33 protein-coding genes are annotated in these 25788 nt (G+C 37.2%); 17 read left to right on the forward strand and 16 right to left on the reverse strand.

The features are described from left to right. Window positions 1–15 precede the first annotated feature (15 nt). On the reverse strand, window positions 16–399 hold the full coding sequence (locus HDE68_RS01270) for a winged helix-turn-helix transcriptional regulator (protein ID WP_183878127.1): 384 nt from the start codon (window positions 397–399) through the stop codon (window positions 16–18). A gap of 111 nt (window positions 400–510) precedes the next feature. On the opposite strand from HDE68_RS01270, the gene HDE68_RS01275 reads away from it, so the two are divergent. Continuing rightward, window positions 511–1488, forward strand: coding sequence for an NmrA/HSCARG family protein (locus HDE68_RS01275; protein WP_221300644.1), 978 nt, complete (start codon window positions 511–513; stop codon window positions 1486–1488). Between the two features lie 133 nt (window positions 1489–1621). On the opposite strand, the gene HDE68_RS01280 is transcribed toward HDE68_RS01275, so the two are convergent. Together HDE68_RS01280 and HDE68_RS01285 are read right to left on the reverse strand one after the other, a co-directional pair. Continuing rightward, window positions 1622–2737 (reverse strand): FAD-dependent monooxygenase, encoded by a 1116-nt coding sequence (locus HDE68_RS01280; RefSeq protein WP_183878129.1) that lies wholly within the window; start codon window positions 2735–2737, stop codon window positions 1622–1624. Between the two features lie 80 nt (window positions 2738–2817). Further along, window positions 2818–3690, reverse strand: coding sequence for a helix-turn-helix domain-containing protein (locus HDE68_RS01285; protein WP_183878131.1), 873 nt, complete (start codon window positions 3688–3690; stop codon window positions 2818–2820). A 209-nt stretch (window positions 3691–3899) separates the two neighbouring features. Here HDE68_RS01285 and HDE68_RS01290 point away from each other — a divergent pair, with 209 nt between their 5' ends. Both HDE68_RS01290 and HDE68_RS01295 read left to right on the forward strand, forming a co-directional pair. Beyond that, window positions 3900–4286, forward strand: a complete 387-nt coding sequence (locus HDE68_RS01290; RefSeq protein ID WP_183878133.1) for a hypothetical protein — start codon at window positions 3900–3902, stop codon at window positions 4284–4286. Between the two features lie 121 nt (window positions 4287–4407). After that, on the forward strand, window positions 4408–4791 hold the full coding sequence (locus HDE68_RS01295; protein ID WP_183878135.1) for a VOC family protein: 384 nt from the start codon (window positions 4408–4410) through the stop codon (window positions 4789–4791). Window positions 4792–4852: 61 nt separating this feature from the next. On the opposite strand, the gene HDE68_RS01300 is transcribed toward HDE68_RS01295, so the two are convergent. From HDE68_RS01300 to HDE68_RS01310, 3 genes are all read right to left on the reverse strand, one after another. After that, the gene (locus tag HDE68_RS01300) at window positions 4853–5776 is read right to left on the reverse strand and encodes a GyrI-like domain-containing protein (protein WP_183878136.1); all 924 of its coding nucleotides are present in this window, start codon (window positions 5774–5776) and stop codon (window positions 4853–4855) included. A gap of 63 nt (window positions 5777–5839) precedes the next feature. Beyond that, entirely contained in the window at window positions 5840–6670 is an 831-nt protein-coding gene (locus tag HDE68_RS01305; protein ID WP_183878138.1) for a sulfurtransferase, read from the reverse strand. A gap of 245 nt (window positions 6671–6915) precedes the next feature. After that, entirely contained in the window at window positions 6916–7368 is a 453-nt protein-coding gene (locus tag HDE68_RS01310) for a cupin domain-containing protein (protein ID WP_183878140.1), read from the reverse strand. A 150-nt stretch (window positions 7369–7518) separates the two neighbouring features. Between HDE68_RS01310 and HDE68_RS01315 the strand changes: the two genes are divergently transcribed. After that, complete coding sequence (locus HDE68_RS01315) at window positions 7519–8091, forward strand: Crp/Fnr family transcriptional regulator (RefSeq protein WP_183878142.1); 573 nt, start codon at window positions 7519–7521, stop codon at window positions 8089–8091. Between the two features lie 124 nt (window positions 8092–8215). Here the strand turns inward: HDE68_RS01315 and HDE68_RS01320 are convergent, their stop codons facing one another. Next, window positions 8216–8608: a RidA family protein gene (locus HDE68_RS01320; protein ID WP_183878144.1), complete on the reverse strand. Its 393-nt coding sequence runs from the start codon at window positions 8606–8608 to the stop codon at window positions 8216–8218. A gap of 210 nt (window positions 8609–8818) precedes the next feature. Between HDE68_RS01320 and HDE68_RS01325 the strand changes: the two genes are divergently transcribed. Together HDE68_RS01325 and HDE68_RS01330 are read left to right on the forward strand one after the other, a co-directional pair. Beyond that, entirely contained in the window at window positions 8819–9400 is a 582-nt protein-coding gene (locus HDE68_RS01325; protein WP_183878146.1) for a YdeI/OmpD-associated family protein, read from the forward strand. 65 nt (window positions 9401–9465) lie between these two features. Beyond that, window positions 9466–10416, forward strand: coding sequence for a helix-turn-helix transcriptional regulator (locus HDE68_RS01330; RefSeq protein WP_183878148.1), 951 nt, complete (start codon window positions 9466–9468; stop codon window positions 10414–10416). Between the two features lie 19 nt (window positions 10417–10435). Here the strand turns inward: HDE68_RS01330 and HDE68_RS01335 are convergent, their stop codons facing one another. Both HDE68_RS01335 and HDE68_RS01340 read right to left on the reverse strand, forming a co-directional pair. Then, on the reverse strand, window positions 10436–10888 hold the full coding sequence (locus HDE68_RS01335; RefSeq protein ID WP_183878150.1) for a VOC family protein: 453 nt from the start codon (window positions 10886–10888) through the stop codon (window positions 10436–10438). A 73-nt stretch (window positions 10889–10961) separates the two neighbouring features. Then, the gene (locus tag HDE68_RS01340) at window positions 10962–11870 is read right to left on the reverse strand and encodes a LysR family transcriptional regulator (RefSeq protein WP_183878152.1); all 909 of its coding nucleotides are present in this window, start codon (window positions 11868–11870) and stop codon (window positions 10962–10964) included. 101 nt (window positions 11871–11971) lie between these two features. Between HDE68_RS01340 and HDE68_RS01345 the strand changes: the two genes are divergently transcribed. After that, window positions 11972–13027, forward strand: coding sequence for an SDR family oxidoreductase (locus tag HDE68_RS01345; RefSeq protein ID WP_183878155.1), 1056 nt, complete (start codon window positions 11972–11974; stop codon window positions 13025–13027). A gap of 46 nt (window positions 13028–13073) precedes the next feature. On the opposite strand, the gene HDE68_RS01350 is transcribed toward HDE68_RS01345, so the two are convergent. Beyond that, window positions 13074–13439 (reverse strand): winged helix-turn-helix transcriptional regulator, encoded by a 366-nt coding sequence (locus HDE68_RS01350; RefSeq protein WP_260171557.1) that lies wholly within the window; start codon window positions 13437–13439, stop codon window positions 13074–13076. Window positions 13440–13587: 148 nt separating this feature from the next. Between HDE68_RS01350 and HDE68_RS01355 the strand changes: the two genes are divergently transcribed. Beyond that, window positions 13588–14355: a hypothetical protein gene (locus tag HDE68_RS01355; RefSeq protein WP_183878157.1), complete on the forward strand. Its 768-nt coding sequence runs from the start codon at window positions 13588–13590 to the stop codon at window positions 14353–14355. 67 nt (window positions 14356–14422) lie between these two features. Here HDE68_RS01355 and HDE68_RS01360 read toward each other — a convergent pair whose 3' ends face one another. After that, window positions 14423–15145, reverse strand: coding sequence for an SDR family oxidoreductase (locus HDE68_RS01360; RefSeq protein ID WP_183878158.1), 723 nt, complete (start codon window positions 15143–15145; stop codon window positions 14423–14425). 139 nt (window positions 15146–15284) lie between these two features. Here HDE68_RS01360 and HDE68_RS01365 point away from each other — a divergent pair, with 139 nt between their 5' ends. Both HDE68_RS01365 and HDE68_RS01370 read left to right on the forward strand, forming a co-directional pair. Further along, a complete protein-coding gene (locus HDE68_RS01365) occupies window positions 15285–15623 on the forward strand; it encodes a gamma-glutamylcyclotransferase family protein (protein WP_183878161.1) in 339 nt (112 codons plus the stop codon). A 135-nt stretch (window positions 15624–15758) separates the two neighbouring features. Continuing rightward, the gene (locus tag HDE68_RS01370) at window positions 15759–16220 is read left to right on the forward strand and encodes a DinB family protein (protein ID WP_183878163.1); all 462 of its coding nucleotides are present in this window, start codon (window positions 15759–15761) and stop codon (window positions 16218–16220) included. An 8-nt stretch (window positions 16221–16228) separates the two neighbouring features. Here the strand turns inward: HDE68_RS01370 and HDE68_RS01375 are convergent, their stop codons facing one another. Next, entirely contained in the window at window positions 16229–17233 is a 1005-nt protein-coding gene (locus HDE68_RS01375) for a helix-turn-helix domain-containing protein (RefSeq protein ID WP_183878165.1), read from the reverse strand. A 118-nt stretch (window positions 17234–17351) separates the two neighbouring features. Here HDE68_RS01375 and HDE68_RS01380 point away from each other — a divergent pair, with 118 nt between their 5' ends. From HDE68_RS01380 to HDE68_RS01390, 3 genes are all read left to right on the forward strand, one after another. Further along, on the forward strand, window positions 17352–18935 hold the full coding sequence (locus HDE68_RS01380; protein WP_183878167.1) for an FAD-dependent oxidoreductase: 1584 nt from the start codon (window positions 17352–17354) through the stop codon (window positions 18933–18935). A gap of 136 nt (window positions 18936–19071) precedes the next feature. Beyond that, entirely contained in the window at window positions 19072–19566 is a 495-nt protein-coding gene (locus HDE68_RS01385; RefSeq protein ID WP_183878169.1) for a GNAT family N-acetyltransferase, read from the forward strand. Window positions 19567–19610: 44 nt separating this feature from the next. After that, the gene (locus HDE68_RS01390; protein WP_183878172.1) at window positions 19611–20462 is read left to right on the forward strand and encodes an NAD-dependent epimerase/dehydratase family protein; all 852 of its coding nucleotides are present in this window, start codon (window positions 19611–19613) and stop codon (window positions 20460–20462) included. Between the two features lie 52 nt (window positions 20463–20514). Here HDE68_RS01390 and HDE68_RS01395 read toward each other — a convergent pair whose 3' ends face one another. The 3 genes from HDE68_RS01395 to HDE68_RS01405 are packed head-to-tail and all read right to left on the reverse strand — an operon-like array spanning window position 20515 to window position 22309. Beyond that, window positions 20515–20949 (reverse strand): DUF6326 family protein, encoded by a 435-nt coding sequence (locus tag HDE68_RS01395; RefSeq protein ID WP_183878174.1) that lies wholly within the window; start codon window positions 20947–20949, stop codon window positions 20515–20517. Window positions 20950–20971: 22 nt separating this feature from the next. Next, complete coding sequence (locus HDE68_RS01400) at window positions 20972–21721, reverse strand: DUF4386 domain-containing protein (RefSeq protein WP_260171558.1); 750 nt, start codon at window positions 21719–21721, stop codon at window positions 20972–20974. A 3-nt stretch (window positions 21722–21724) separates the two neighbouring features. Continuing rightward, on the reverse strand, window positions 21725–22309 hold the full coding sequence (locus HDE68_RS01405; RefSeq protein WP_183878176.1) for a Crp/Fnr family transcriptional regulator: 585 nt from the start codon (window positions 22307–22309) through the stop codon (window positions 21725–21727). 210 nt (window positions 22310–22519) lie between these two features. Between HDE68_RS01405 and HDE68_RS01410 the strand changes: the two genes are divergently transcribed. Genes HDE68_RS01410 through HDE68_RS01425 form a run of 4 tightly spaced genes read left to right on the forward strand, consistent with a single transcriptional unit; the run spans window position 22520 to window position 25201 of the window. Then, complete coding sequence (locus HDE68_RS01410) at window positions 22520–23068, forward strand: SRPBCC family protein (RefSeq protein WP_183878178.1); 549 nt, start codon at window positions 22520–22522, stop codon at window positions 23066–23068. A 60-nt stretch (window positions 23069–23128) separates the two neighbouring features. Then, window positions 23129–24070: a DUF6268 family outer membrane beta-barrel protein gene (locus HDE68_RS01415; RefSeq protein WP_183878180.1), complete on the forward strand. Its 942-nt coding sequence runs from the start codon at window positions 23129–23131 to the stop codon at window positions 24068–24070. A 19-nt stretch (window positions 24071–24089) separates the two neighbouring features. Next, window positions 24090–24314: a hypothetical protein gene (locus tag HDE68_RS01420; RefSeq protein ID WP_183878182.1), complete on the forward strand. Its 225-nt coding sequence runs from the start codon at window positions 24090–24092 to the stop codon at window positions 24312–24314. A gap of 38 nt (window positions 24315–24352) precedes the next feature. Beyond that, on the forward strand, window positions 24353–25201 hold the full coding sequence (locus HDE68_RS01425) for a helix-turn-helix domain-containing protein (RefSeq protein ID WP_183878184.1): 849 nt from the start codon (window positions 24353–24355) through the stop codon (window positions 25199–25201). Here HDE68_RS01425 and HDE68_RS01430 read toward each other — a convergent pair. Then, complete coding sequence (locus HDE68_RS01430) at window positions 25158–25745, reverse strand: GNAT family N-acetyltransferase (protein ID WP_183878186.1); 588 nt, start codon at window positions 25743–25745, stop codon at window positions 25158–25160. The two genes, HDE68_RS01425 and HDE68_RS01430, sit on opposite strands and share 44 nt — an antisense overlap. Between the last annotated feature and the right edge of the window lie 43 nt (window positions 25746–25788).

Genomic DNA, 25788 nt, shown 5'->3' on the forward strand with positions numbered 1-25788 from the left:
CTGATTAATCACACTTTAAGGTAAAGAAGAGTTATTGACAAATTCACCCTTTTCTAAAACTATCTGGTTTCCCCAGCTAGTAATTATTTCCAGGACTGGTATAAATGTTTTTCCAAAATCTGTTAGACTGTAAACAACTTTAATAGGAGGTTTTTTGCCATATACTTTCCTTAATACTAAACCGTCCTTTTCTAATTGTTTCAACTGCAAACTCAATGTCATTTCCGTAACATTTGGAACTTCTTTGCGAAGTTCGCTATAACGTTTTTCAGCATCCTTTAAATGATACAGAATGACCGCTTTCCATTTGCCACCTATCAAATTCATCGCAAGACTTATCGTGCAGGGATAAACTTTCCCCTTTAGTTTTATATAATCACCAATACATTCTGTTTTCATCTGGCATTCTTTAACCTATCTGTTTAGATAGTTATTGCAAATGTAGTGTGCTAAAAATAATTTTGCAACTATAGTTTTTATAGTATAAGGTTTCACTTAAATAATAAAAGAATGATATCGAATTTAAAAGGAAAAAAAGCACTGAAACAAGAAGATAAACCGCTTATCACAATAGTTGGTGTTTTGGGCAAACAGGGACGTAGTGCTGCACATACGCTGTTACAGAGTGGGCGTTATCGGGTACGCGGAATTACCCGGCGTATTGATTCACCAGAGGCCATTTATTTGGCCGGACTGGGAGCCGAACTTGTGAGTATACCACTTGACCTGGGCTATAAAAAAGACTTCGTTGAAGCATTTCGCGGCTCGTATGGTGTTTTCTTGATGACCCCAGGTATTGTTCCTCCGCAAACCCACGAAATGGAGTTGGGTAAAGAGTTGGCAGACGCAGCGGTTGAAGCAGGGGTTCAGCATCTTGTCTTTAGCAGTCTGGAAAATGTAGATAAAATTACACAAGGGCAAAAGTTTGCTCCTCATTTTACAGATAAGGCTATGATTGAAGAATATATACGTACGCTTCCAATCGCAAGCTCATTTATCTGCATGGCTTTTTTTTACACTAATTTTATGGAGTTTTACACTCCTCTTATAGAGGGGGATACACTTGTATTTCCTATTTATTTACCAAAGGATTTTCGTGCGCCATTTGTTGATCCCCTTACTGCCACAGGGCCGGCAGTTTTGGAGATTTTTTCTAATCCAGGTCAATATGCCGGTAAATCTCTACCAGTAATTGGCGATATTATTTCACCTCAGGAAATTGTAGACACATTTGTTCGGGTTACCGGCAAAAAAGCTATTTATAGTTCTGCATTCACAAGGGAGAATATGCTTTATTATTTTCCGGATTTAGGCCCGAATGAACTTTTAGTGAGTGAGATTCTGGGGATGGCAGAGTACGCAGTGGAATATGGTTATTTCGGCAAAGATCGTGACTTATTATGGAGCCGCCAAACAAACCAGAATAGCCTTAATTGGGAACAGTTTCTTCGCAGTACCGGTTGGGAAGGAGAGAAAATTTCTTATTAATTGGATTGGAAGGACTTGTAAAACAGATAGAAAATGGTTCGGGAAGCACCACCCCGGCCTAAGCTTAAAAAGCCGTTTTTATACAAATAAAACGGCTTTTTTATGTCTGATTATGAATTGCAGGCTACAGTTTTTACATGGAAAACCCATTCTTATTCCTCCATTTTACTTCTTCTTCTGTTGCTGGTAGAAGCTTGTCCAGCATATCTACTGCATCTGCCTGCACTTCTGTTATGAAAGGGCGTAAATCTTTGTTGTAGTCATTAAACGCCAGTTCAAAATTACCATTGTATTTTTCAAAAGCATCTGCCAGTGCCGTAGCACCTATAATAGCTAATGAACCACCCATTCCTGCTGCTGGTGAAGCACAATAACCTGCATCACCAACCAGTGCAACGCGGCCTTTTGTCCAGGAAGGCATTTTTATCTGACAAAACTTGTCGAAGTAAAAGGAGTCAGAATTTAATAATTCTTCTTTCAATTCTGGTGCCCTCCATTTCATACCCTGCATCTGTTCAAAAACTATTTGCTTAACTTGATTCTGGTCGCGGAAATCATAGGGTATTTCCTGTGCTGTTCTGAAGGTAAATACAATGTCTGTTTTATTGTTGTAGGCATTGAGCATAAAACCTTTATTTGGTTCTGCGTAAAGCTGTAAAGTGCTCTCTTCAATTAATAGTTTATTGGTAATGGCAATGGAAAAGTATTGCCCTAAAAAATGAGTGTATTCTGATTCGTTTCCAAACCAGATTCTTCGAACTGCCGAATGTATACCATCACAACCAAACACTAATTCATAGGTATCTTGTAAGCCATCTTTGAAACTTACTGTGATATGATCTTCGGTTTCTTGTAATGCGGTAATGCTATTGCCGAAAATGAATCTCACGTCATTTTTTATAGTGTCAAAAAGCATATGGAGCAAAACATCCCGTTCAATTTCAAACTCACTGTCAGGTGATTCTTTATCTTGCTGATCTAATAGAATAGCTTTTTCTGTAATATCGTCAGCATTTTTAAATTCCCATTTTTCTAATTTTAAGCTGTTGGCTTTTATTTGCTCCAAAAGCCCCATTCGTTTGACAATATCAACCGTACTATCTTTAATGTCCACAGGTGTACCACCTGTTTTAAGATAGCCCCCGATTTCTACAATAGTTACTTTGTAACCCATTTTATTCATCCAGTAAGCTATCGTTAGCCCTGCAAAACTTGCACCTGATACGAGCACTTTTTTATTTCGTTCCATTATTTAACTGTTTTAAATTATGGTGTAAAACTCGAAAGTTAAATACGTTAAAAAGATAACCAGGTATAGTAGATATTGGACTAATCGTGGTTTTTGTTCCTGAAAGACAAAGCAGACATGCCTGTGGCTTTGGTAAAAGTTCTTGAAAAATAGGGGTAATCTTCATAACCCAGTTCAAACGCTATTTCTTTCACAGATTTGCCGGTGTGATGTAGCAGCCGTTTTGCTTCCAGGATAACTCTGTCATGAATATTCCGTGTAACGGAAAATCCTGTAGTATTCTTGATACATTCATTCAGATAAGCTGTAGAAATATTTAGCTTACCCGCATATTCATATGGTCGTTTCAGTGTATGAAAATTTCTTTCTAACAATTGTTTGAATCCTTTCGTCACTATTTCAAATCTTGAAAGATTGACATCCGGCTTGCTTTGGTTCAAAAACTGTAAGGTTAAAAAAGCAACTAAAGTATTGCAACTGTCCTTTAATAAAGGAAAATGAAGTTTATGGTTTTTGTGAATGGAAAAACTTAAACAAAGCGAAAATATATCTGAAAAGATCAAGTACGTTTCCTGAGTTAATTTCAGAGGTTTTGCAGGTGCAATTTCTTCCAGAAATTTAAGATAATCAGGATTCAGGTTCTCATTCTTAATAGCCAATGAGCAAACAGTAATTTCTTGAAAATCTAAAATGCGGTGCACTTGACTTGGGTGCATATAAACAACAGAAGGTGCTTCGATTTCATATTTTTGAAAATCAATTTCAATATGAAGGGCGCCTTTCTCCACGATATGGAAGGTATGACCATCGTCCCGGTGTGAAGACCTCGCTTCTTCATACTGCTGTGCAGTTATGAAGTCAGCATTCTTAATCCTGATTCTGTCTACAGAAATGCCCTGACTGAAGCCATCAGTCATTGAATTAACAGGTATGTTGTTCTTGTTTTTAGGCATTTGATTTCAATTATCTGTAGCACTAACATAATAAATAATTACTGAACACCGCCGTGTCCGTTATCTGCTCAACTAGTCATTTGTATAAAGAGGTTTATATGAATAGTCTATGAAGTTTATAAAACAAGCTGATGCAGAAGAAAAATGAAAATTAAACACTTTTTGAAATAGTAACATTAAAAACTATTTTTGTTTAAACCTAAAATCACATGAAGAAAATCTTGTTAGCCTCAGTTTTATTAATTGCTGGAATTTCAGGATATGCACAAACTTATCAGCCCGTAACTAGTAAGAACAAAACTTATCTTGCTACAGTTAAAGGACTTAGTTATACATATAAAGACGGAATTATCACATTAAAAAATAACGGTAACTATAATTTAGGTACTGTAAGCATTATTGCTTCTTCGAAAGTAGACAGTACGCTGTTCGGAATCGCTTTATTTGAAGATGGACTGGAAAAAGGAAAAACAGTTAAATCCAGTGTTTATTTTACTGCTGGTCTTGGAAAAGATAGTCATGAACTTTCATTAAAACAGATTGATCAGAAGAACCTGGTATTATCTTTTGATAAAGCAACCAGGGCGCAACGTTAATATGGAAAGAGCTGTCAGCTGAAAGGTCTTTTAAATGGTCTTATCTCCATAAATTCTTCAATAATTAGACGCGATCAGCAATTCTGGATCTTCTGATACTCATATACTCATCTAATAAGCTATGGAAATAAAATTCAATTTGGATACGATTATATTTTATGTTCAAAATGTAGAAAGATTGAAGTCTTTTTACAGTAGTGTTTTTAGTTTTAAGGTGGTCGAAGAATATGAATCGTCGTGGGCACTTTTAGAAGCCGGGAGCTGTAAGATCGGTCTTCATCAAATTGGTCATGAATATTGGGACGAAAGTAAAGGGACATTTAAATTTGATAGCAATGCAAAACTTGTTTTTGAAATAGATCAGGATATTAATGAGATGAGAACACATTTTGTCAAGCAAAATGTAGAGATGAAGCAGATCAAAACCTTTGACAATTATGGTTATTGGTTATGTGATGGTGAAGATCCGGAAGGGAATGTTTTTCAGTTGAAACAGAAGAAATAGTTCTCTTGTTCATTGTTGTATGTATAACAATTAACAAGAGAACTATTTCTTCTGAGCTATACTACAAAATTGGTATATAAAAATCTGCAATACACTTTTTTTCAGGGTGTACCCTGTAGTCATTGTGATAGAGCTCAAACGGAGATCTGTCGGCTTTTTTATATCCATTTTCGGCCATCCATACAAAAAGACTATTCCATGATTTTTCAAATTCAGCAAGCCCGATTACAAAACTTCCGACAATAAATTTCCCTTTTTCAATGGTGGTCTTTCCAATATTCCCTGACACCTTAAAAGGCTTATTTAGCAAAATACATGCACTTAATCTTACTTTTTCTGGATTTGTAGTTTTAAAACTATCATGATAAATAGTAACCATTTTTGTGTCAGGATTGTTTAGTAATCCCAATGGGGTTGCCCATTTAACCAGCGTGTCATAAGCTGTTGTAATTCCCTGTTTTCCAATACTTGTTACATAAGCTAATTCCAGCTCAGCGATTTCCCTGATTTCAATTTTTGCATTCATTTCGATCCAATTTTTAAGATGATTAATGCTGCAAATGTATTCTTCAAAGACTACGTGCTCTTGTCCATTCTTGCTTTCAATTTTACTGATCTTGCTAAATCTGCTGTTCTTTTGTTGACGGAATTCAGATGGACTTATCCTGTAATGTTTTTTGAACGCTCTTGTCAGGGAAGAATTACTGCTAAAACCGAACAGCAGTGAAAGTTCGGTAATACTTACTTCTGGTTGACGTATTAAAACCGATGCTATTTTTTCAATTCTCTTTCTGGTGATGTAAGAATTTAATGTCTCATTGGTAATCGCCTTAAATATCCTATGAAAATGAAAAGGAGAAAAACAGGCAACTTTTGAAATCATTTCCAGAGACAAATTTGTGTCAAGATTTTCATCCATAAATTGCAGGGCCTTATTCACACTGCTGATGTAAGTTATTTGTATTTGTTTATCTAAACTTGCCATTCTTTAAGGAATATGCTGACCTGTGTCAAATGCTTAGTTTAAAAATAAGGAACTGGTTAAAATTTAAGCTAAAATCATTTTCTTATTATTTCTGCTCCACTCGCTCCAGCTACCCACATACAATTTAGGTATTTCTAAACCTGCATAGTCTATCGCTAACAGTGTATGACAAGCGGTGACACCAGAACCACAATGTACAATCACGTTTTCGGTCTGATAACCGGCCAGTGCTTTTGCATACTTTTCCCTTAGAACTTCGGACGCCAGAAAAGCTCCTTCAGCATCCAGATTCTCAGTAAAAGGAATATTTATAGCATGGGGTATATGACCCGCAATTAAATCTATAGGTTCGGTTAAACCTGCAAAGCGATTGGCATCACGTACATCAATAATTACATACTGATTACTATTGCCGGCAAGCTCCACTTCATCTATTGCTGCCAATGGTAACTGCCATGCTGTGATTGGATAGGGGGTTGTTGATTTCGCTTCGGGAACATCTGCAGTTACAGCAAAGCCGGCCTTAATCGCTGCAGTATAGCCACCATTCAACACCTGCACTTTTTCATGACCTATTGACTTTAGCATCCACCAGAATCTTGCAGCAGCATTGGCTCCGTTTTTATCGTCATAAATGATTACATGCGTATCTTTTGTAACTCCGTATTTTCCCAAAAGCCGGGCAAATTGTTCAAAGGATGGCAGTGGATGTCTGCCGCCAACAGCAAAATCTTTAATATCGGCCAGATCTGTGTTCAAGTCCAGATAAAAAGCACCGTCCAAGTGCTGTTCATCATATCTGACTTTTGATCCTGCACTTACATCGAAAAGGGTGAAATCGTTTTTACCTTGTAAAATCAATTCCTCAGGTTGTATAACAGCTGCTAGTTTCATCGTCTTTTTAAAATTGTGAATATATAAAAATCTGATCATTTGTCTGTTAGAACCTGATTATCTTCGAATCATCTAAATCTGGGTTGGGCGCAATTTTGGTAAAGTCCATCTTAGGCTTTTGAAATCTTAAGATAGAAAATTAGCAGCTAAGAATAAAACCCGAAAGCCATAGTATTTATGACTGTGTTTGATTCTAATAGAAACGGTCAGGATAAGAATATTCTCTATCCTGACCGTTATGTAAATTATGGGCGGGCGCCCGGAGGGCCGATATTTGTATCTCCTATTTCTTCCAGTACTCTCAGTGCCAGTTCCATGTCATGGAATTTCTCAGGTGGGGTATCATTTACAGATCCTTCAAAACCAACTGCCCTGATCAGTTTCGCAAATCCGCTTGGAGAAGCAACAGCCAGTGCTCTGAATGGTTCTGTTTTTGAACTGTTTGCAATTGTATGTGGCGTGTTTTTAGGGATATGATAAGTATCCCCAGTGGATAATACATTTGTCTCGCCTGGTGTATAGACTGTAACTTTACCTTCAAGCACATATACAGTTTCTGAATATCTGGAGTGAACGTGCAGGGGCGTTTCAGACCCAGGAGGGAAACGACCTTCAATAAGGTCATAGCGAGAGTCTGTATGTTCTTCGCTTTCTATGATTGTAAGGTGTGTACCAAACAGCCAGAATGAATTTTTCATAGTCATAATAATTTTTGAAATGGAATAGATTTCAAGTACAAATTTGAAAAGGAAAAAGGAATTGCACGTTTAACAATTGGTAAGAAATCACGTTAAAATTATATCTTCTTAATATATGTGATTGATATTTGCTGTATAAAGATTTGTGAAATGGAGAATTCTTTGATTAAATACCTGCTAAATTTTGGAGATATAGCTGAAAGTGAACAAAATCAAATCTTTTCAGCTTTTACCCGAATGTCTTTTAAGTCCGGTGATCGCCTTTGTTGTGCGGGCGAGATAACTAAGCAACTGTTTTTTATCAATAAAGGTATCTTGAAAATTACTATACCAGACGATGAAATCAGCGAGATCACTTATTATTTTCTAAAAGAAAAGCAATTTGTAAGTTTTTTATATAGCATGTACGGAAATGTGCCTGCAGAACAAAGTTTGCAAGCAGCATGCGATACGGAGGTAATGATGATTAATAAGGATGATCTTTACCGTTTATATGAGCAACTGCCATATTTAAAGATTATGATGAATGAGATTTCAAATCTTTCCATGGTAAAAATGGTCAATTTGAAAAGTACTTATCTGAACGGGAATTCTTCAAAAAAATATTCTTTATTTCTTAAGCAGGAACCTGAAATTGCTTTGAAAATTGCGCTGACTGATATTGCTTCATACCTTGGAATAACACCTCAGTCTTTAAGCCGGATCCGTAAAAATATCAGATAAAGTTAATAGCCGGAAAGCGCATAAATATTAAACTTAATGATGGGTTGGGTATCCTTTAGATTCAGCCTTAAAAATCAGCTTTTCTTATCTGAAAAGCTGATTTTTATTTTTTAATTCTGATTTCTTATCTTACTACAGTAGCTTCCAGTTCGACCGTCAGGGTTGCGAAAAGACCTTTAACTTCCAATAAGGTTGTAGCTTGTTTTATACCATACTTCTGTAAAAAATCCTGATATACATCTGCGCATGTACTAAAGAAATCCTGTACAGAAGTGGTGTAAATATTCAGACGGACGATACCAGCACAGCTATAACCTGCGCTCTGAATAAGTTCTTCCAGGTTATGAATAGTAAGCAGGAGCTGAGTTCTCATATCTGCTGCACTAGGTTGTCCATTTGCATCTATTGCTGCTTGCCCTGAGCAATAAAGTGTGCTCTCTGCATTTTTAACCTCAACTGCCTGAGCTGAATTCGTGTATTCACCCCATTTCCACGGGTCAACTGATCTTTTTTCCATTGTTTTTGATTTATTATTGTTTATTTCTACAAACCTAAATCCAGGTAGTGACAACTGTTTGTCACACAAAAACTGCATTATTTTTTTAATTATATATATCCTGATAATTAGTTGGATTTTAATAATCGTGGTGACATACTGTTGTCACTGGTACTCTTAAATTTGTCCATACTAAATCACTCTTTACAAAAAATACCAAAGGCAACAGTTATGGAAGACAGATTAACAATATATCCAGCAGACAATATACAATGGCGCAAATGGCTTGAATCAAACCATTTAGAATGTAAAGGTGTTTGGCTAATCTATAACAAGAAAATTAAGGGAGGGGAGTTGCCGGGGCTTTCCTGGGGTGAGGCTGTAGATACAGCACTTTGTTTTGGCTGGATAGACAGTAAAAAACTGCCTATCGATGAGAAGAAGTTTATGCAGTTTTTTTCAAAAAGAAACCCTAAAAGTGGCTGGTCTAAAATTAATAAGGAAAAAGCTGAGAATTTAATTGAGCTTGGACTAATGACCGGGGCTGGTTTGAGGATTATTGAAGCGGCAAAATATGATGGTTCCTGGAATGCGCTGGATGCTGTCGAGAAGCTAATAATGCCTAAAGAGCTGGCTTTAATACTCGATGAGCACAACCACTGCAAAGTGTTTTTTACCTCTTTGAGTAATTCGGTCAAAAAATCTGTTTTTTACTGGCTGTTGTCTGCCAAAAGAGAAGAGACAAGAAATCGGCGGGTCGCTGAAATCCTCAGGTTTACCAGCGAAGGCAAATTGCCTAAACAGTTTTCATAGCTATTGCTGTGCGAAAATTGAAAAATATAGATTTAAATGCAGGGATGAACTCATAATCGTAAAAGATGGAAAACATAAAAAAATTTGAGAGGATAGTTCATCTGTTTTTTCTGCTTCAATCGAGAGCTGTTTTAACGATCGAAGAATTAGTGGAGAAATTTGAGGTAACCAAAAGAACTATATATAGGGACCTTAATATTCTTGAACGTGCAGGAGTTCCAATAGTCCACAGCCCTGGAGCTGGTTATTCAATAGTCGATAGTTTCAGGCTTCCTCCAGCCAGGTTTACCGAAGGAGAAGTATTGAGCGTAATGATTGCAGAAAAAATTATGCGCAATCATGAAACTGAATCTGTCCGAAGAAATTTCGGGCAGGTCCTGACTAAGATCAAGAGTGCATTTCATAGTCATCAGAAAAATGAAATTCTGCACCTTCAGGATAAACTGCTCATTAAGGAAAAATTTGATGCAAAAGACTATGTTCCCAATATTATGGACGCTTTGCTCAAAAGTTCTGTAGACAAGAAACTGACCAGGATTTTATACCAGAATGCACAGGGCGATAAACCAAATTTAAGAACGGTAGAACCAATTGGCGTTTTTAATGAAAATGGTAATTGGTATTTATTGGCCTATTGTCATTCCAGATCTGATTACCGGAATTTCAGATTGGATAGAATACAAAAATTAGATGTCCTGGAAAAATACTTTGAGAAAGACCACCCTTCGATAAACGAGTTAAATGCGCTTTATCATTCCCAGTATTTTACGGAAATTACAGTGAGTATTGATAAAAAATATGCTCATTTCTTATCGGCTGAACGGAATAACTTCGGTTATGTCAAAGAAACTATAAATGGTGAAACTGTATTGATGTATTTTAATTGTAAATCTCATCCGACATCGTTTGTAAGGTGGTTTTTAAGATTTATTGATGTCGGGGAGATTGTAGAACCAGTTTATCTGAAAGAAGAACTGTTCGTGATATTGAAGGCTGGTATGGAAAGGAGGGGGTAATCCGGCAATGACCATTACCCTATGTCTTGATTCTCTCCCACTCTTCGAACGAAATTACGCCTAGCTCTGGTCTTGCATTTCCTTCTAATATGGAAATAAATTCAAGCTGATGGCCATCCGGATCTAAGAAATAAATCGCTACTGCCGGCATCCAGGCGAAAACCATTGGCTGTTCAGATCCATTCTTCAAAAAATTATATGGTTTAAGGTCATGTGCTTTTAAAAAGTCTACAGACTCATTTAATATATATTCTTTATCGCAGCGAAAAGCAAAATGTCTCTTATCTATTTCATTTTTAGGTTTTTCCCAAAGTCCAAGCATGGCTTCCTGTGGTTTCCCAATCCAAAAAAAAGCAATCTTGCGGTCTTCTTCATAACGGCATTGTTCCAGACCAAGAATATTTTTATAAAAAGCTATTGAGTTTTGGAGATTTTCAACGTAAATATGTGTTTCGTAAAGGCCTGTTATCATCTTTTTTTTTCTCTAAGTTGTCATAAATATCTGGAAAAGATATATTTTTTGATAGTTCTTGACATAAAAACTATTAAAAATTGGGAAATCGTATGGTTTCAGTAAGCCGTTTGATTTCTTCTACTTTTTCAATCGAGATCTTACTCTTGTCATAGGCGAGATAAATGGTATTGGAAGTCTGCGCTGCTCCATCCCAAATAACAGTGATCTTTTCCTGATTGATAAACTCCTGTGCAAGGTAATCCGAAACGATGCTGATACCGCCACCTTCTGCGATTGACTTAATAATAACGCTCAGATTTGGGATAATGTATTTTGGTAAGATGATCGGCCGTTTATTGAAGTTTTTTAGCCAGAACCTGCGGATAAAAACAAGATCGTTACTGTAGGCATACCATTCCTGATTGATGAGCCATTTTTCAATAGCATTCAGGTCCTGGTTTTCTAAGTGCTGCCGGAAATCTTGCAAATCAATATTCTTATTGCCAATGATGATGAAATTTTCTGTTAAAATAGGTTCATATAAGATGTGTTTACTTTCGATAGTTTTCTGACTGGCAATAACCAGATCTAATTTTCCTTCGGCTAACTGCTGCATCAGATCTTTGGCCACACCAAAAGAAACATGGAGCTGGGATGAGATATTTTCCAATTGCGGGGTAATCTGGGAGAAAAAGAATTCCAGAGGACTTCCAAGCTTAATCACAGGACGGTTATTGAGTGCCTTTCTTCTAAAAGAAGTTTCAACCAATGACAGGTTTTCAACTGAACCTACTACTTGTATATATAGCTTTTTACCCAATTCGGTAGGTACCATCTTCCTGGGCATCCGGTCAAATAGTTTTCCACCGGCATATTGCTCTAATGAGGCAAGGTGTACACTCGCATTAGGCTGCGAAATGGAGAGTTCCTGAGCGGCCCTGGTCAGGTTGCCCTGCTGGTAGATCGCAATGAAAGTCCGGTACCATTCAAAATTTACCATATTGCAAATCTATTAAAATATGAATAGATAGTTATAGATATTAGTATTGTTATAATACATTTTCGTTCCCGAATTTTGCACCGGATTAAAATAGAGAAACAATGAATACAAATACAGCATTAGTGATTGGGGCAAATGGCATTATAGGCAGGCATTTAACCGGGCATCTTATGAACTCCGGAAAATGGAATGTGCTGGCCTCAGCAAGGTCGGGATTAAACTATGAAACGACGGCAGATTTCATTGCTCTTGATCTGGAGGATAAAGAAGCTCTGGATCTTGTAGCAGATCAATTGAAAGCGGTAACGCATGTCTTCTTTAATGCTTATACAGAACGTAAGACACCTTATGAACAATCGGAAGCAAATTTGAAGATCCTGTCAAACCTTGTTCCTCTGCTGGAAAAAAATGCTCCGGGACTTCAGCGTATATTATTCATTCAGGGAGGTAAAGCTTATGGCGCTCATCTGGGAATTTATAAAACACCTGCTTATGAAACAGACCTGAGGAGCATTACACCAAACTTTTATTATGCGCAAGAAGATTATTTAAGGAAGCAATCAGCAGGAAAGAACTGGTCATGGACGGCAATACGTCCTGATATCGTTATTGGGTTTACAGTCGGCACGCCGATGAACCTTGCAAATCTTATCGCTGCCTATGCGACACTATGCAAGGAAGAGGGAATCCCTATGCGCTTCCCCGGCTCTCCTAAAGCTTACGAGGTGTTAGTCAATGTTACCGGAACTGAGATTCTTTCCAAATCATTGGAGTGGGCGGCACTGCAAGAAAACGCAGCCAATGAGATTTTTAATATAACTAATGGCGATGTTTTTCGCTGGTCGCAGGTTTGGCCAAAGATTGGTGAGTTTTTTGGAGTTGAAGTTGCAGAACCACAGACATTTTCAATGCAGGAATATATGCCGGGAAAAAGAAATCTGTGGGCAGAGATTATAAAGAAATACAATCTCGAAAACTATGACCTGGACACCCTGGTTCAATGGGGATTTGGAGATTTTGTATTCAATGTAGAGGTTGATGCTTTTCTTGATGTCAATAAAGCAAGGAGATTTGGTTTTCATGAAATGAACGGTGACAGTCTTAAAATCTTCCTGGATACTTTTAAGCAATTAAAAGACAAACGGATTATCGCTTAGTTTTTTTCTAAATGATAGATAACCTGATAAAAGGGCTTAAACACATTTAAACGTGTTTAAGCTTTTTTTTCTGCAATTCATTAAAGACAGGCATATACTCACTTCCCCATTGCTCCATATGTGAAATAAGGGGCAATAAAGTTTTGCCAAAATCTGTTAAAAAATATTCAACCTTCGAAGGAAGTACAGGGTATATGATTTTTGTAATCACACCATGATCTCCTAACTCTTTTAAGTGAAGATTTAAAACGCGTTTAGTGGCATCGGGATGATTTTTATGCAATTCACCCGGCCTTCTGATGCCTTTAGCTATTGAATCAATCAGGCATGGTTTCCATTTCCCCCCAATGATCTCCAGCGTTATGCTCATCCCGCAGTTAAGATCTTTTGGAATCTTTTTTTCATACATCATGACCTCCGTTTTACAGGTACAAAAATAGGTATTAGTACATATAAATAACTGTAGGGATAAAATTGTCCCTGCATGAACCTTTTATCCGTAATTGTATGGGCTGTACGATGACAATACCTTTGTTGCTCAAATTTAATAAACTATAAAAATGGAAATTTCTAACGGAGAAAAGGCAGCGATTATTCAAAACAGCATCGAGACCGGAACTTTAGCACAAATAGGATTGATTAACCCGAAATCGTATAAACAGCATAATGTAAATGTGGCAGATGGATTTGATGCAATTTTAGCATTACATGAGCTCATGCGAATGGAAAAAGTTTATACCAATGTGATCAGGGCATTTCAGGATGGTGATATTGGTTTTGTACATGTTGATTATTATTTATTTGAACCGACAGTCGCTTTTGATATTCACCGGTTCGAAAATGGGTTAAGCGTAGAACATTGGGATAATTTGCAAACCAATTCAAAGAAAACCAATAAAAGCGGCAGGACGATGGTAGACGGTAAAACGAAAGCAATAGATCACCACTTAACAGCAGATAATAAAAGATTAGCCTCAGCTTTTGTTAATGAAGTGCTTGTCGGTAAAAAATTTGATAAAGCACATGAGTTTTTTAATGGTGATATTTTAATCCAGCATAATCCGGATATGGGGGATGGGGTTGCTGAATTTTTTAATGTTTTAAAAGAGTGGAAAAATGAAGGTAAAGAACAGAATTATACAGCTGTACACCAGGTTTTAGGAGAAGGGAATTTTGTTCTGGTACTCAGTGAAGGCTATAAGAAGAACGTACATTGTGCTTTCTATGACCTATATCGAATTGAAAATAATAAAATCATAGAACATTGGGATGTGATAGAAGAAATCCCTGCGGTAGAAAATCAAAAAAATACAAATGGAAAATTCTGAGGATTGATTTTCTACCGTTCTTCAGGGAATTATACGATTGTGCCTTCAAATGATTAAGGGCTTTGTATTATGGGTTCATTTTATTAAAATAATCATTGATCACCTCATTGTTAGCATTTGCCCTTGTCTCACTTGTTCCAAATGTCAATTCTGTTTTTCCTTCCTCCAGCTGTGCAAATACAGATTCTACAAAATCACTGACAGGAGGATGTTCATCATGCATTCCTATTGCGCCAAGGTCTGTATTCAGCGCTGGAGGAATCATTTCAATTACCTCAATATCGGATGATTTAAGCAGGTGACGCAAAGAAAGAGTGAACGAGCGCATAAATGCTTTTGTTGCACAGTAGATTGGGATTTTTGAAAGCGGGATGAAAGCTAGTCCTGAAGTCACATTAATTATGGTTTTTATAGACTTTAGGTTAATGAACAGGTTTGCTAAATGAACAGGGGCTACAATATTTGTGGTAATTTCATCATTGGCCTTTTTGTAAAAGTTGGGATCTGAAATGTCCATCCAGTTCTGAACACCAGCATTGTTGATCAGTACATTGAGATCGCTATGGTTTTCTGCAATCCAATTGTACAGGTCAACGCGGTCTGTTTCAATACCCAGATCGCAGGTTCTGGTAATTATAGACGGAAACCTGTCTGCAACTTCCTTTAATGTTGCTTCGCGTCTTCCACAAATGATAACGGTGTTATTTTCTTTAATAAACCGCTCTGCAAGGCCCAGGCCAATACCGCTGGCGCCGCCAGTGATTAGGATTTTATTGTTCGATATTTTCATTTTACTTAGTTATAACTTATGTACAATGGATTAGTAATAAATATAACGGAAAAGCCGGGGATTTATGTTTAACAAAATGATAAGGAAAATGGGTTTGATAACTATATTCGCAAACTTGAGTAAAGACAAAAAATAGCATATGAATACTGAAAATTTATTCTCCTACGGAACTCTGCAGAACGAGAATGTACAAATAAAAAACTATGGCAGAACGCTGGAAGGAAAAACAGATAAGCTTACCGGATATGCACTGTCAATGATTGAGATTACAGATGCAGAGGTCGTAGCCTTAAGTGGGGCAGCATACCATCCAATGGTTAAACATACAGGTATAGTTACAGATGCCGTTGATGGAATGGTTTTTGAAATTTCAGCAGATGAGCTTAAGCAAACAGATGCTTATGAAGTTGATGATTATAAGAGGGTAGAGGTTGTATTAGCATCGGGGAAAAAGGCCTGGGTATATATTAACGCATAATTGAAGGGCTGACTAAACGGTGGTGATTTAGAGGTTAAGGGACAGACAAAGCGTATTGATAAGAAAACTTTATTCCTGATGAATTGTATTAGTTATATCGGTTTGTAAAATGATAAAAATATTCAGATTCATCGTATGGAACTCTTAATCAAAGAACTTAAAAAATTATTAATCGGCGGCGGTGCCCATGTGGGTTTAAAAGATGCTGCAGCAGATATTCCTTTTGCTATGCTTGGAGAAAGGCCGCATGGTTTACCTTACAGTATCTGGCAGCTTGTTGAACATATCAGAATTGCCCAATGGGATATGCTGGAGTTTAGCAAAGATGGTAATCATAAATCGCCCAAATGGCCCGATGAATATTGGCCGGAAGAAAATGCCCCGGCAGACAAAAATAGTTGGGATAAAACTTTGAAACAGATTGATGACGATTTAAATGAATTTATTGAGCTCATTCAGAAACGGGATCTATATGAACCAATCCCTCATGGAAGTGGACAAAACATTTTACGTGAAGCGTTTCAAATTGCTGATCATGCGGCATATCATATTGCTGAAATTGTAGTCATCCGGCGTTTATTGGGGATCTGGAAATAACCAGGATTTTATTTATAATAATTACCCGATGAATTATAGTACTTACCAGTAGAATACTTCTTCGGCTTTATACCGATATGCGCTTCAAATAATCTTGTAAAATGGCTAAGGTTTGAAAAACCCAGACGATAACCCACTTCCGACACGGACAGGTTTTCTTCTTTGATCAGGTAAGCTGCCTTTTTCATTCTGAAACTTTGATAATAGTTGTAAATGCTATTTCCGAAAATCTGTTTAAAAAGGCGCTTTAATTTAGATTCACTCATGCCTGAAAGTTTTACAAGGTCAGGAAGTCTCGGTGGGGTGTCAATGTCCGAAAGAAGTTTATCCTTTATTTCATAGATTTTTTTAATATCAGCAATATTTAACCTTTGCAGCGTAGTATCCTCTCTTTTCAGTAATTCCACAAACAATAGATAAATAAGCTCTTCGGCCTTTATTTTGTAATATAGTTCCTGTAATGTTATAGCAGGATTTGCGGTGACAATAGCAGCCCCGGCTTCCTGTATTTGCGGCGAAATTATTTCTTCAAATAAAAACGGCTGATCACCAGAAGTTATCATTTGTAAAAGTGTATTTCCCATTTTTGGTTTCAGCAAATCCTTTAAATAGTCTATACTTACAGTGATCACTATTGAATTAATCTTTTTGTTGGCAGGAAGGTGTTCGATATTAAATCCAGTAGTGGCTACCTGCACTGACGGTAACCATTTTCTGTTTGATGATGGTTGTAACAATAGATTTTTTATATCATCTTTTGATTGATAAATATTGTGAAAGGCAATCACGACAAATTTGTTTTCTTCTGTGCCGATGCCCCGGTCTAATACCCATTCGTCTTTCAGCTCATATTGCCGTACGATTAACCGTAACCCCGGATTGATAAAAAAGCCCTTGATATAACCAGTCCCCATAGTTGAAGGAATATAGGTCACCCCATTTTCCTGCCTTTCTCCAATTGCTTTTGCCAGATCTTTGGTAATGTCACTTTTGTCTGCTGAACCTGATTCCATATTTAGGCCGTTTAGAGCTATTATTTAGTCAAATCTAGCTATTTTGTTTTTTATCGGTCATCTAAATTTGTGTTATCAAATATTTATTTGAAAACACGATTAGAATAACCAAAGAGAAATGAAACAGCAAATAGAGAAAACGCAAGTCATTATTTTGGGCGGTGGGATTACAGGTCTTAGTGCTGCATTATATTTAGCGCAACAAAAAGTTGATTTTATCCTGATAGAAAAACACAAAGGGACTTCAATAAATCCACGGGCAAGAACTATTGATATCAGAACGATGGAGCTATTCAGAGGACTGGGGATCAATGAAGATTTGCGTGAAGGAGGAAAAGCATTGGCTCCTGCCTGGGGGATTATACGTGGAAGTAACATGTTAGAGGCTTTACAAAATCCTGCTGGGAAAATAACCCCGGCCCAGTTAATGGAGGCTCAAAAAGAATTTAAATCCTTTGCCGAAAGGTCTCCTGAAACGGTATGCCGTTGTACACAGGATATTAGCGAGGCTATCATTTATGAAACTGCAAAAGAACAAGGTTCAGACCTTCGTTTTTATCACCAGGTGTTATCTTTTGTACAACATGAAAACGAAGTAGAGGTCTTAGTAGAAAACAGGATAACCGGCGTACAATATACAATCAAAGCAGATTATATGATTGCAGCAGATGGGGCAAATAGTATGGTGCGAAAACAACTGGATATTCCGGTATCGGGCAACGGCTCGTGGACGGATTTGCTGAATATCTATTTTGAAGCCGATTTGGAGCATTTGGTAAAAGGAAGAGAGTTTAGTCAGTTTCTGATTGATACACCAGAAATAACAGGTTTTCTTTTGGCTATTAACAACAAAGATAAATGGGCATTTCATTTGCGTTATTATCCTGAAAAGGGAGAGACAATAACAGACTATCCGGAAGAAAAACTAGTGGCAACCCTTCGGCATATTTTAGGGATTCCGGATCAGAAAATTTCTATTCTCCAGGTTTTACCCTGGCAGCTTACCGTGATCATTGCCAGTGAGATGCGGATCAACAACATTTTTCTTGCAGGAGATGCTGCACATACAATGACACCTTACGCAGGTAAAGGTGCGAATTCAGGTGTCCAGGATGTCCAGAATTTAGCCTGGAAAATTGCAGCGGTTTTGAAACATGGGGCGGGTGATGCTTTACTGGATACTTACCCTGTAGAGCGGCAGCCTGTAGGAGCTTATTATGCGATGCTTTCTGGTGAACTGGCGGATAAAAGTGGACTAATCAATAGTGTACTGATGGTTGAAAAGGCTAAAGATCTGATCGGATTACCTAATTATGGTTATTATTCATCAGCCGTTCAAAGAGAAGCTAATTTGCCGTTTAGTTATTTTATTGGAGAGCCAGGAACGCGCGTCCCGCATTTATGGCTCGATGAATCGCATAAGGGATCTTCGCTCGACTGGATAAGAGGTCAATTTGTACTGATCGTTAACAACAGTGAAGGCTGGCGGGATGAATGTGATAAAGTTGAACAGGAGTTAGACATCAATATTCAATTAGTCACATTAAACGAAGAAAATATAAGAAATGAATGGAAGGAACTGACCCAGACAACATATGCCGAAGCTTTGTTAATCAGACCTGATGATTTTGTCGCAGCAAAACTGGTACCCGGTGATTTAGTACATACAATGCAATCAATTCTAAGTCAAAAGGACAATTGAGCATATATGAGATAAAAAAAATCAGTACTGTGAATCTCAGATTTGTGTCTTTTAATCAAATAATATTTGTCTTATAAGACCGGAATGGTAATTTCACCTGCATATTATTTTTTAAAGAACTTATTCAAAAATTACTATGGAGATTATTGCCGCTCAGCCAGAAGATATTAATCAGATTATGCTCGTTATCGAGCAAGCGAAACAGATTATGCGGAAAAATGGTAATCACACACAATGGATCAATGGATATCCATCCATGGAAATCATAGCAACTGATATTCGCAATCAACATGCCTTTGTATGTCTGGCTGATATGGAAATAGTGGGTTATTTTTGTTTGATGACCGGAGATGATCCTGACCCAAACTATAAAGTAATTGAAAATGGTGCCTGGCTTAACAGTGCCCCTTATGGGGTAATACACCGTTTGGCATCATCAGGAACAACAAAAGGAATTGCAAGACAGGCTTTTGATTTTGCATTTAGCCGTATCAGTAATGTGAGAGTTGATACGAACCATGACAATATCCCAATGCAGAATTTTCTTAAGAACAGTGGTTTCAGTTATTGTGGAGTGATCTATGTAAGTGACGGGACTCCAAGAGATGCTTTTCAGAAAATATTGGGCTAAGGTATTGATTTAGTGTTTTAGAATCGGATAAGGTAGAATATTTTATGAAAGTTCTGGTTACAGGTTCTGCAGGTAAACTTGGGAAAGCAGTCATCGAAAGACTAAGGTCTGAAAATATAGTTGTTATTGGTGCCGATCTTATTGCTGGCCCAACTACTACTGCGATCATGGATATAAAAAATAAAGCGCAGGTTTTTCAAATTTGTGAAGGTGTTGATGCTATTATTCATACAGCAGCTATCCATGGTAAACATTACGAGCTGAATTATCCCAGGGAAGAATTTATTGATACCAATATATACGGTACGTTAAATTTGCTGAACGCTTCAATCGAACATGGGGTCAAACGTTTTCTTTACATCAGTACGACCTCTATTTATGGCAGTGCGATGGATGATCCGGATCAGGCTGTCTGGGTAGATGAAAATTTAACGGCAGAACCCAGGGATATCTATGACATTACGAAACAAGCTGCAGAACAATTGTGTAAAGATTTTTTCTATAAAGACGGTCTTCAAACTTCAGTCTATCGTGTAGGTCGTTTTTTACCGGAAGACTCCAATTTGCAGGCCAATCACCGGCTCTACCGCGGGCTTGACGAAAGGGATGCTGCAGAGGCATTATTCCTGGCATTAAAGTATGATTTTGCTGATTTTGAGATTTTCAATATTTCCAGCAGCAGTCAGTTTTCAAAAAGTGACTTAAAAATTCTTAAGACAGATCCTATAGCGGTAATCCTTAGAAAGTATCCTGTTGCTAAAGGTATTTATGAAGCGAATAACTGGTTTTTTCCTGAAAGCATTGACCGGATTTATGTGACTGGAAAAGCGACTAAATTATTAGGGTATTCACCTAAATATACATTCGGGTTTTTACTTGAAAACCTAAATCCGTAGAACAGCTCTTCGGGCATGTCGTGAAACTTATGCCGGATTATCAGGAGTAAAACTAATTGTGTCTTTCTCTGGGCCAGAACCAGGCATATCTTACAATTAAACAAGTGATTATAATTTCAAGGACACCTAAATAACTATAAAAAATCATCCATTTACTGATCGAAGAGCCAACAACTAATAACATAATTATAGTAAACAATAGCCCTGCAATTATATTGACCATCCGGTTTACTTTAGGATTTAATACTAAGGATAAAAATATCATTAACGGTGGCAGTGATAAAAGTATTGCATACTGGAGTAATACCAGGGGGGTAGTTGGGCCAGCCCCGGATTGGCCATTGATCAAACCCTGAATCCGGCCCGGTACAAATAATGAAAAGAAATCTCCATAGATATAACAAAACATAACGGAAATCCATAAAGCCGAAAGTTTAAGCTTTATATTTATTTTGAAATCCTGATAGCCATTTCTTGTTTTGATCATCTTTAAATCTGTTAAATAGTGATTACTGTATTTGTCTGTCTTTTATTCCTGCAATAATCAGCCATAGGCTAATTCCTATTTCACCAATACTGGCTGGGAATGTGATGTAGTTAGAAATTAAAGTTTTATCATATTCAGGAAAAAGAAAAGTTCCGGAAAAATCTATCAGGTAACTGATGCATCCTATCATTAAAAAAACACCCAGTATTTTTGGCAGAAACCCTGATTTAAAGACTAAATAACCAAATGGGAATAGCCACAGCCCCCAAAATATCTGATTAATAAAGTTACCCTGATGGTACAAATGAATATAAAATAAGATTTGATTGTATAGCTGGTCTATGGTGAGTGTTTTAACATATACAGATCCACTGAGAAGAGAAAGGACTGCAAATTTGCTGAGCAAATTTATAAATGCAACAGGAACCTGAACTATAGCAAAAACAACCATAAGTTTAGCACAGGTTTCGTGAACAGGTTTGAGTAATTTATATAAAGTGACAGCTAATAGTAAAAAGAAAATCCAGCAAATTAATTCGCTTATGATGCCAATTTTAAATAGCAATTGTGAGGTGAGGAGATCGTGTATAACTATTGATGGATCACCTTTTATTTTAAACCTGGAAGGGATATACTGTAAATAAAGTGTGCCGCATAAAATCACAATTAAGTAGAGTAAACCAGCTATTCCCGCCGTGTTTTTTCTGGGGTTCATTTTTCTTCTGATTTGTAAGGCTAAGATATCCAATACAATATTCAGTACACTTAACATTTGTTAGGAAAATAGTTCCCGTCTTATTCTGCTTAGACTTTCGGGTTTTATACCCAGGTAAGAGGAGATATATTTAAGTGGTATGTTCTTTATAATATTAGGTTTTTCATTAACTAGTTTTAAATACCGCTGTTCGGCAGTAAGTGTAGCCAGATCGTTTATTCTTTGCTTGTTTTCTTCCTGTATTTTCTGAAATAACTTAATCGTAAAATCTTTTTGTGTACTGCTGGTTTTAGCAGTAGCCTGGGCATCAGCCATGGTAATTCTCAGCAGTTCGCAATCTGTAATACAGTGGAGGCTTTCATTAGAAACTGTTTGATTCATAAAATGAAAATAGGAGGTGAAAAACCTTGGCCCATCATTTAAGTCTACAGTTATTTCTTCGCCTTTATGATCAACATGAAAATTGCGCATATAACCTGATACAATAAAGTTATGATAGCCCGGGACCTTTCCGGCTTGTTCAAGTATTGTGTCTTTAGGAACAGATACGGGCATAAAAGAATGCCGGCACTGTTCTTTATCCGTTTCTGGAATTTCTATAATTTGTGTGATGTAGTTGAAAAGAGTTTCGTAATAATGATCCATTTTATTTCAAGCTGATAAATAAGCGGTTTAAAATTACAAAAGCAGGGCTGAGTAAAATTTGCTTAGCAATAGTAAAGCGACATCAGAACAATAAAAATAAGAAAAATCCAGCTGTAGTAAACTGCAAAGTTCGCTTTTCGGAATCTTACAATTTTATGCTGACAGGCGGGCATACTTTTACATCATTAAATCAATGTAAAAGAAACAGTAATGAAAAATTTTATTAAAATAACCGCCCTGGTTATCGGAACACTGGCTTTAATAATAGCCATACTGGAAATGAGCAGTTCTTATAAAATGACCAGAACTATTCATACAGATGCCCCTGTAATTAATCAATTACAAATAACTATTGACGCTCCTGTAGAAACCGTATGGAAAGTTTTTGCCGATGTCGATAACTGGTCTCAATGGCAAAAAGAAATTCCGGAAAGTAAAATTAACGGACCTTTCAAAACAGGGGCATCTTTTGACTGGAAGACACATGGGCTAACTATTCATTCAACATTCCATACTGTGAATACCAATAGTGAGATCGGATGGTCTGGTCCGGCATTAGGCTCCTTTGCCATTCATAACTGGCATTTTATCAGACAGGGAAATCATACCGTTGTAAAAGTGGAGGAAAGTATGGAAGGATGGCTGGTCTGGCTGTTGAAGGATAACTTTCAGGCCGTAAACCGCGGCTCTCTTATTTATTGGTTAAATGCCTTAAAAATAGCTTCCGAAAAGAAAAACAACCCTGTCTTCTCTTCTTAAACCCTATTTGTCTATAGCCTTAAAATTAATTAAAACTTCAAATTATAAACACACACAGATATGAAAACAATAGTCCTGTCTCTTTTTACTCTAGTTTTAATAGGTTCTAAACTATCTGCACAGGATAGGGAAAGTACACCGCTGGAGCAGGCAACATCAGCTTCATCAATCCGGGGACTGGGTTCTTTTGAAGCCAATCACAGCGTCGCACCATTTAAACTCAATGGGGCAAAAATAAACATGCAGCAGGTTGGAGGGGCACTTACTATACCCGTTATAAATCATATGAAAGATGGTAAACTTGATTTCCTGCTGGTGGGGGCCAGCTATAATGGATTGTTTCTTTCTGGTGCCGGGGAACAATTTGGAGGTACAAATTTTCATGCTATTGCTATACCCGTTACCTTCCAGAAAGCCCTTTCACAGAAATACGCAATTGTAGCCTCGTTTGTCCCTTCACTTTCTTCTGATATGAAAGACATATCCGGAGAAGATATGGTGTATTCGGGTGCTGTTATGTTAAAAATTAATCAATCAAGACAATTTAACTATTCCTTGGGGATTGCTTTTGCGAGGCAGTTTTTTGGTACTGTATTAGTACCTATAGTTGCCGTTGACTGGAAGGTAAATGATAAGCTTACGTTTTCTGGTATTCTGCCCATCTCCGAAAAAATCAAATATCAGCTATCGGATAAAAGTGCATTTGGGGTACTGGCTGATTTTGCTATTGGTGGTGGCACTTATCGTTTATCAAAGAAGATGAACTCTGATTATTTACAGCTCCAGCAATTTAAAACTGCCTTTTTCTATGAATATTCCTTTTCTGGAAAATTCTCTGTGGAGTTGAATGCAGGGTATAATTTAAAGCAACAGCTAGACCTGTATTCAAAAGATCAGAAAGTAGACTGGGTGCCATTTAATGATCCGAATAAAAGGGAGCCTTTAGCAGAGCTGAAAAAAGCAGGATTTGCTGCGCAAACCGGAATTAAATATAGATTTTAACGTTAAATACAACTGTAAGATGGTGAACATTGATCATGTATTAATTTTTAAAACGAATATAAAATCTGAATCAGATAAATTAAGGCTGAAGCCTGCATTAGATGAACATCTGTCTATTCAAGAATGGAATGTAGATCTGATGGATGAGGAATGTGTGCTGAGAGTCATCTCTGCTCAATTGAGTCGCCATCAGGTGATTAAGTTCATTAATCATCTTGGTTATGAGTGCTCTGTATTAGAATAAGGTAATTTATTTGAAAAAAAAATGGGCATATTTGAAACATGAAAAATCAGGGAACATATAACGGTTATCGGATAGCGGTGCCGGTTGAGTTTGAAGAGGTGTTCTCACATTTCTATTTTTCTGAAAACAAATCCGGCAATTCCATTACCCACACCCTTGTACCATCATTTCAGACGATGATGATATTCAATTTTGGTACAGCTGTTTCTTTTATTAATAAACAGAATGACGAGATAGAAATGGGCAATTGTATGATTGCCGGCCCCCTTAAACAGGCAGTTCGCTATACGCTTCCGTCGGGTGCTGAAATGTTGGTGATTAATTTTAAAAACGATGCTTTTTTTCGTTTTTTTGGGACAGCATTGCTTGAAGATCATCTTCACCCGGATGATTTAATGACTGACAATTGTTTCTCTACGCTCTGGAAAGAACTTACCAAAATTGATTCTTTGGAGCGTAAGATAACCCATATGCTGACTTTTTGCCGGCCCTTTTTACAGGGCCGGCACCCCATTACAGAACAAATCATTGCTTTAGGAAATAATGGGATTAGCCCGGTGAAAGAAATCTCCAATAGGGAGCAGTTGTCTGAAAGATCTGTGCAAATGAAACTAAAAGAACATTTAGGATACTCTTCGAGAGAGATGGGGCGTTATACACGTTTTCTCAAAGCTATTCAGTTAGTTCAGCATTTGACTTCCGGTACCGATCAGGTAAATTGGTTTGAAGTGGTCGAAGCATGCGGCTATTATGATCAGAGCCAGCTGATCCATGACTTTAAACACTATCTTAATCTCAGTCCATCAAAATATATAAAATTAAGGCAGGGAATCTGTGTGTCCTCTATAAATTCTGAAAATCATACTTCTCTGCCAGCGCTTTTTTGATCGGCGGCCATTCTTCTTCAATAATACTGAACCTTACAGAATTCCGTTTTCTGCCGTTTGGCATGATCCTTTCATATCTGATAATCCCTTCTTCTTTAGCGCCGAGTCTTAAAATGGCTGAGCGTGATTTTTCATTGATCTCATCGGTTGTAAACTGAACGCGGATACATTTCAGTTCTTCAAATGCATACATTAGCATCAGGTATTTTGCTTCTGTATTTACAAAAGTCTGCTGCCAGGAAGAAGCTATCCAGGTATGTCCAATTTCAAGGCTTCTGTTTTTAGGATCTATTTTCCAGAACCTTGTCGAACCGACGATTAATCCTGATTCTTTTATTGCTATTACAAAGGGGAGTACTGTTCCGTCAGTGTATCCATTCAGGGCTGTTGCAATATAGTCATCAATGGTTTGTTCATTGGGCACAACTGTAAATGGTAAGTCCCATAGCTGTCCATCGCTGGCAGCTTTAATCAATGCGGCTTTATGCACAGCGGTTAAGCTATTTAGCGTTATTTTTTTGCCTGTGATTATCATTTGATTCATACATTGATCAGGGATAGATCATGATTAGTTTCTGAAATAGTTG

The sequence above is a fragment of the Pedobacter cryoconitis genome (assembly GCF_014200605.1).
Lineage (GTDB): Bacteria > Bacteroidota > Bacteroidia > Sphingobacteriales > Sphingobacteriaceae > Pedobacter > Pedobacter cryoconitis_B.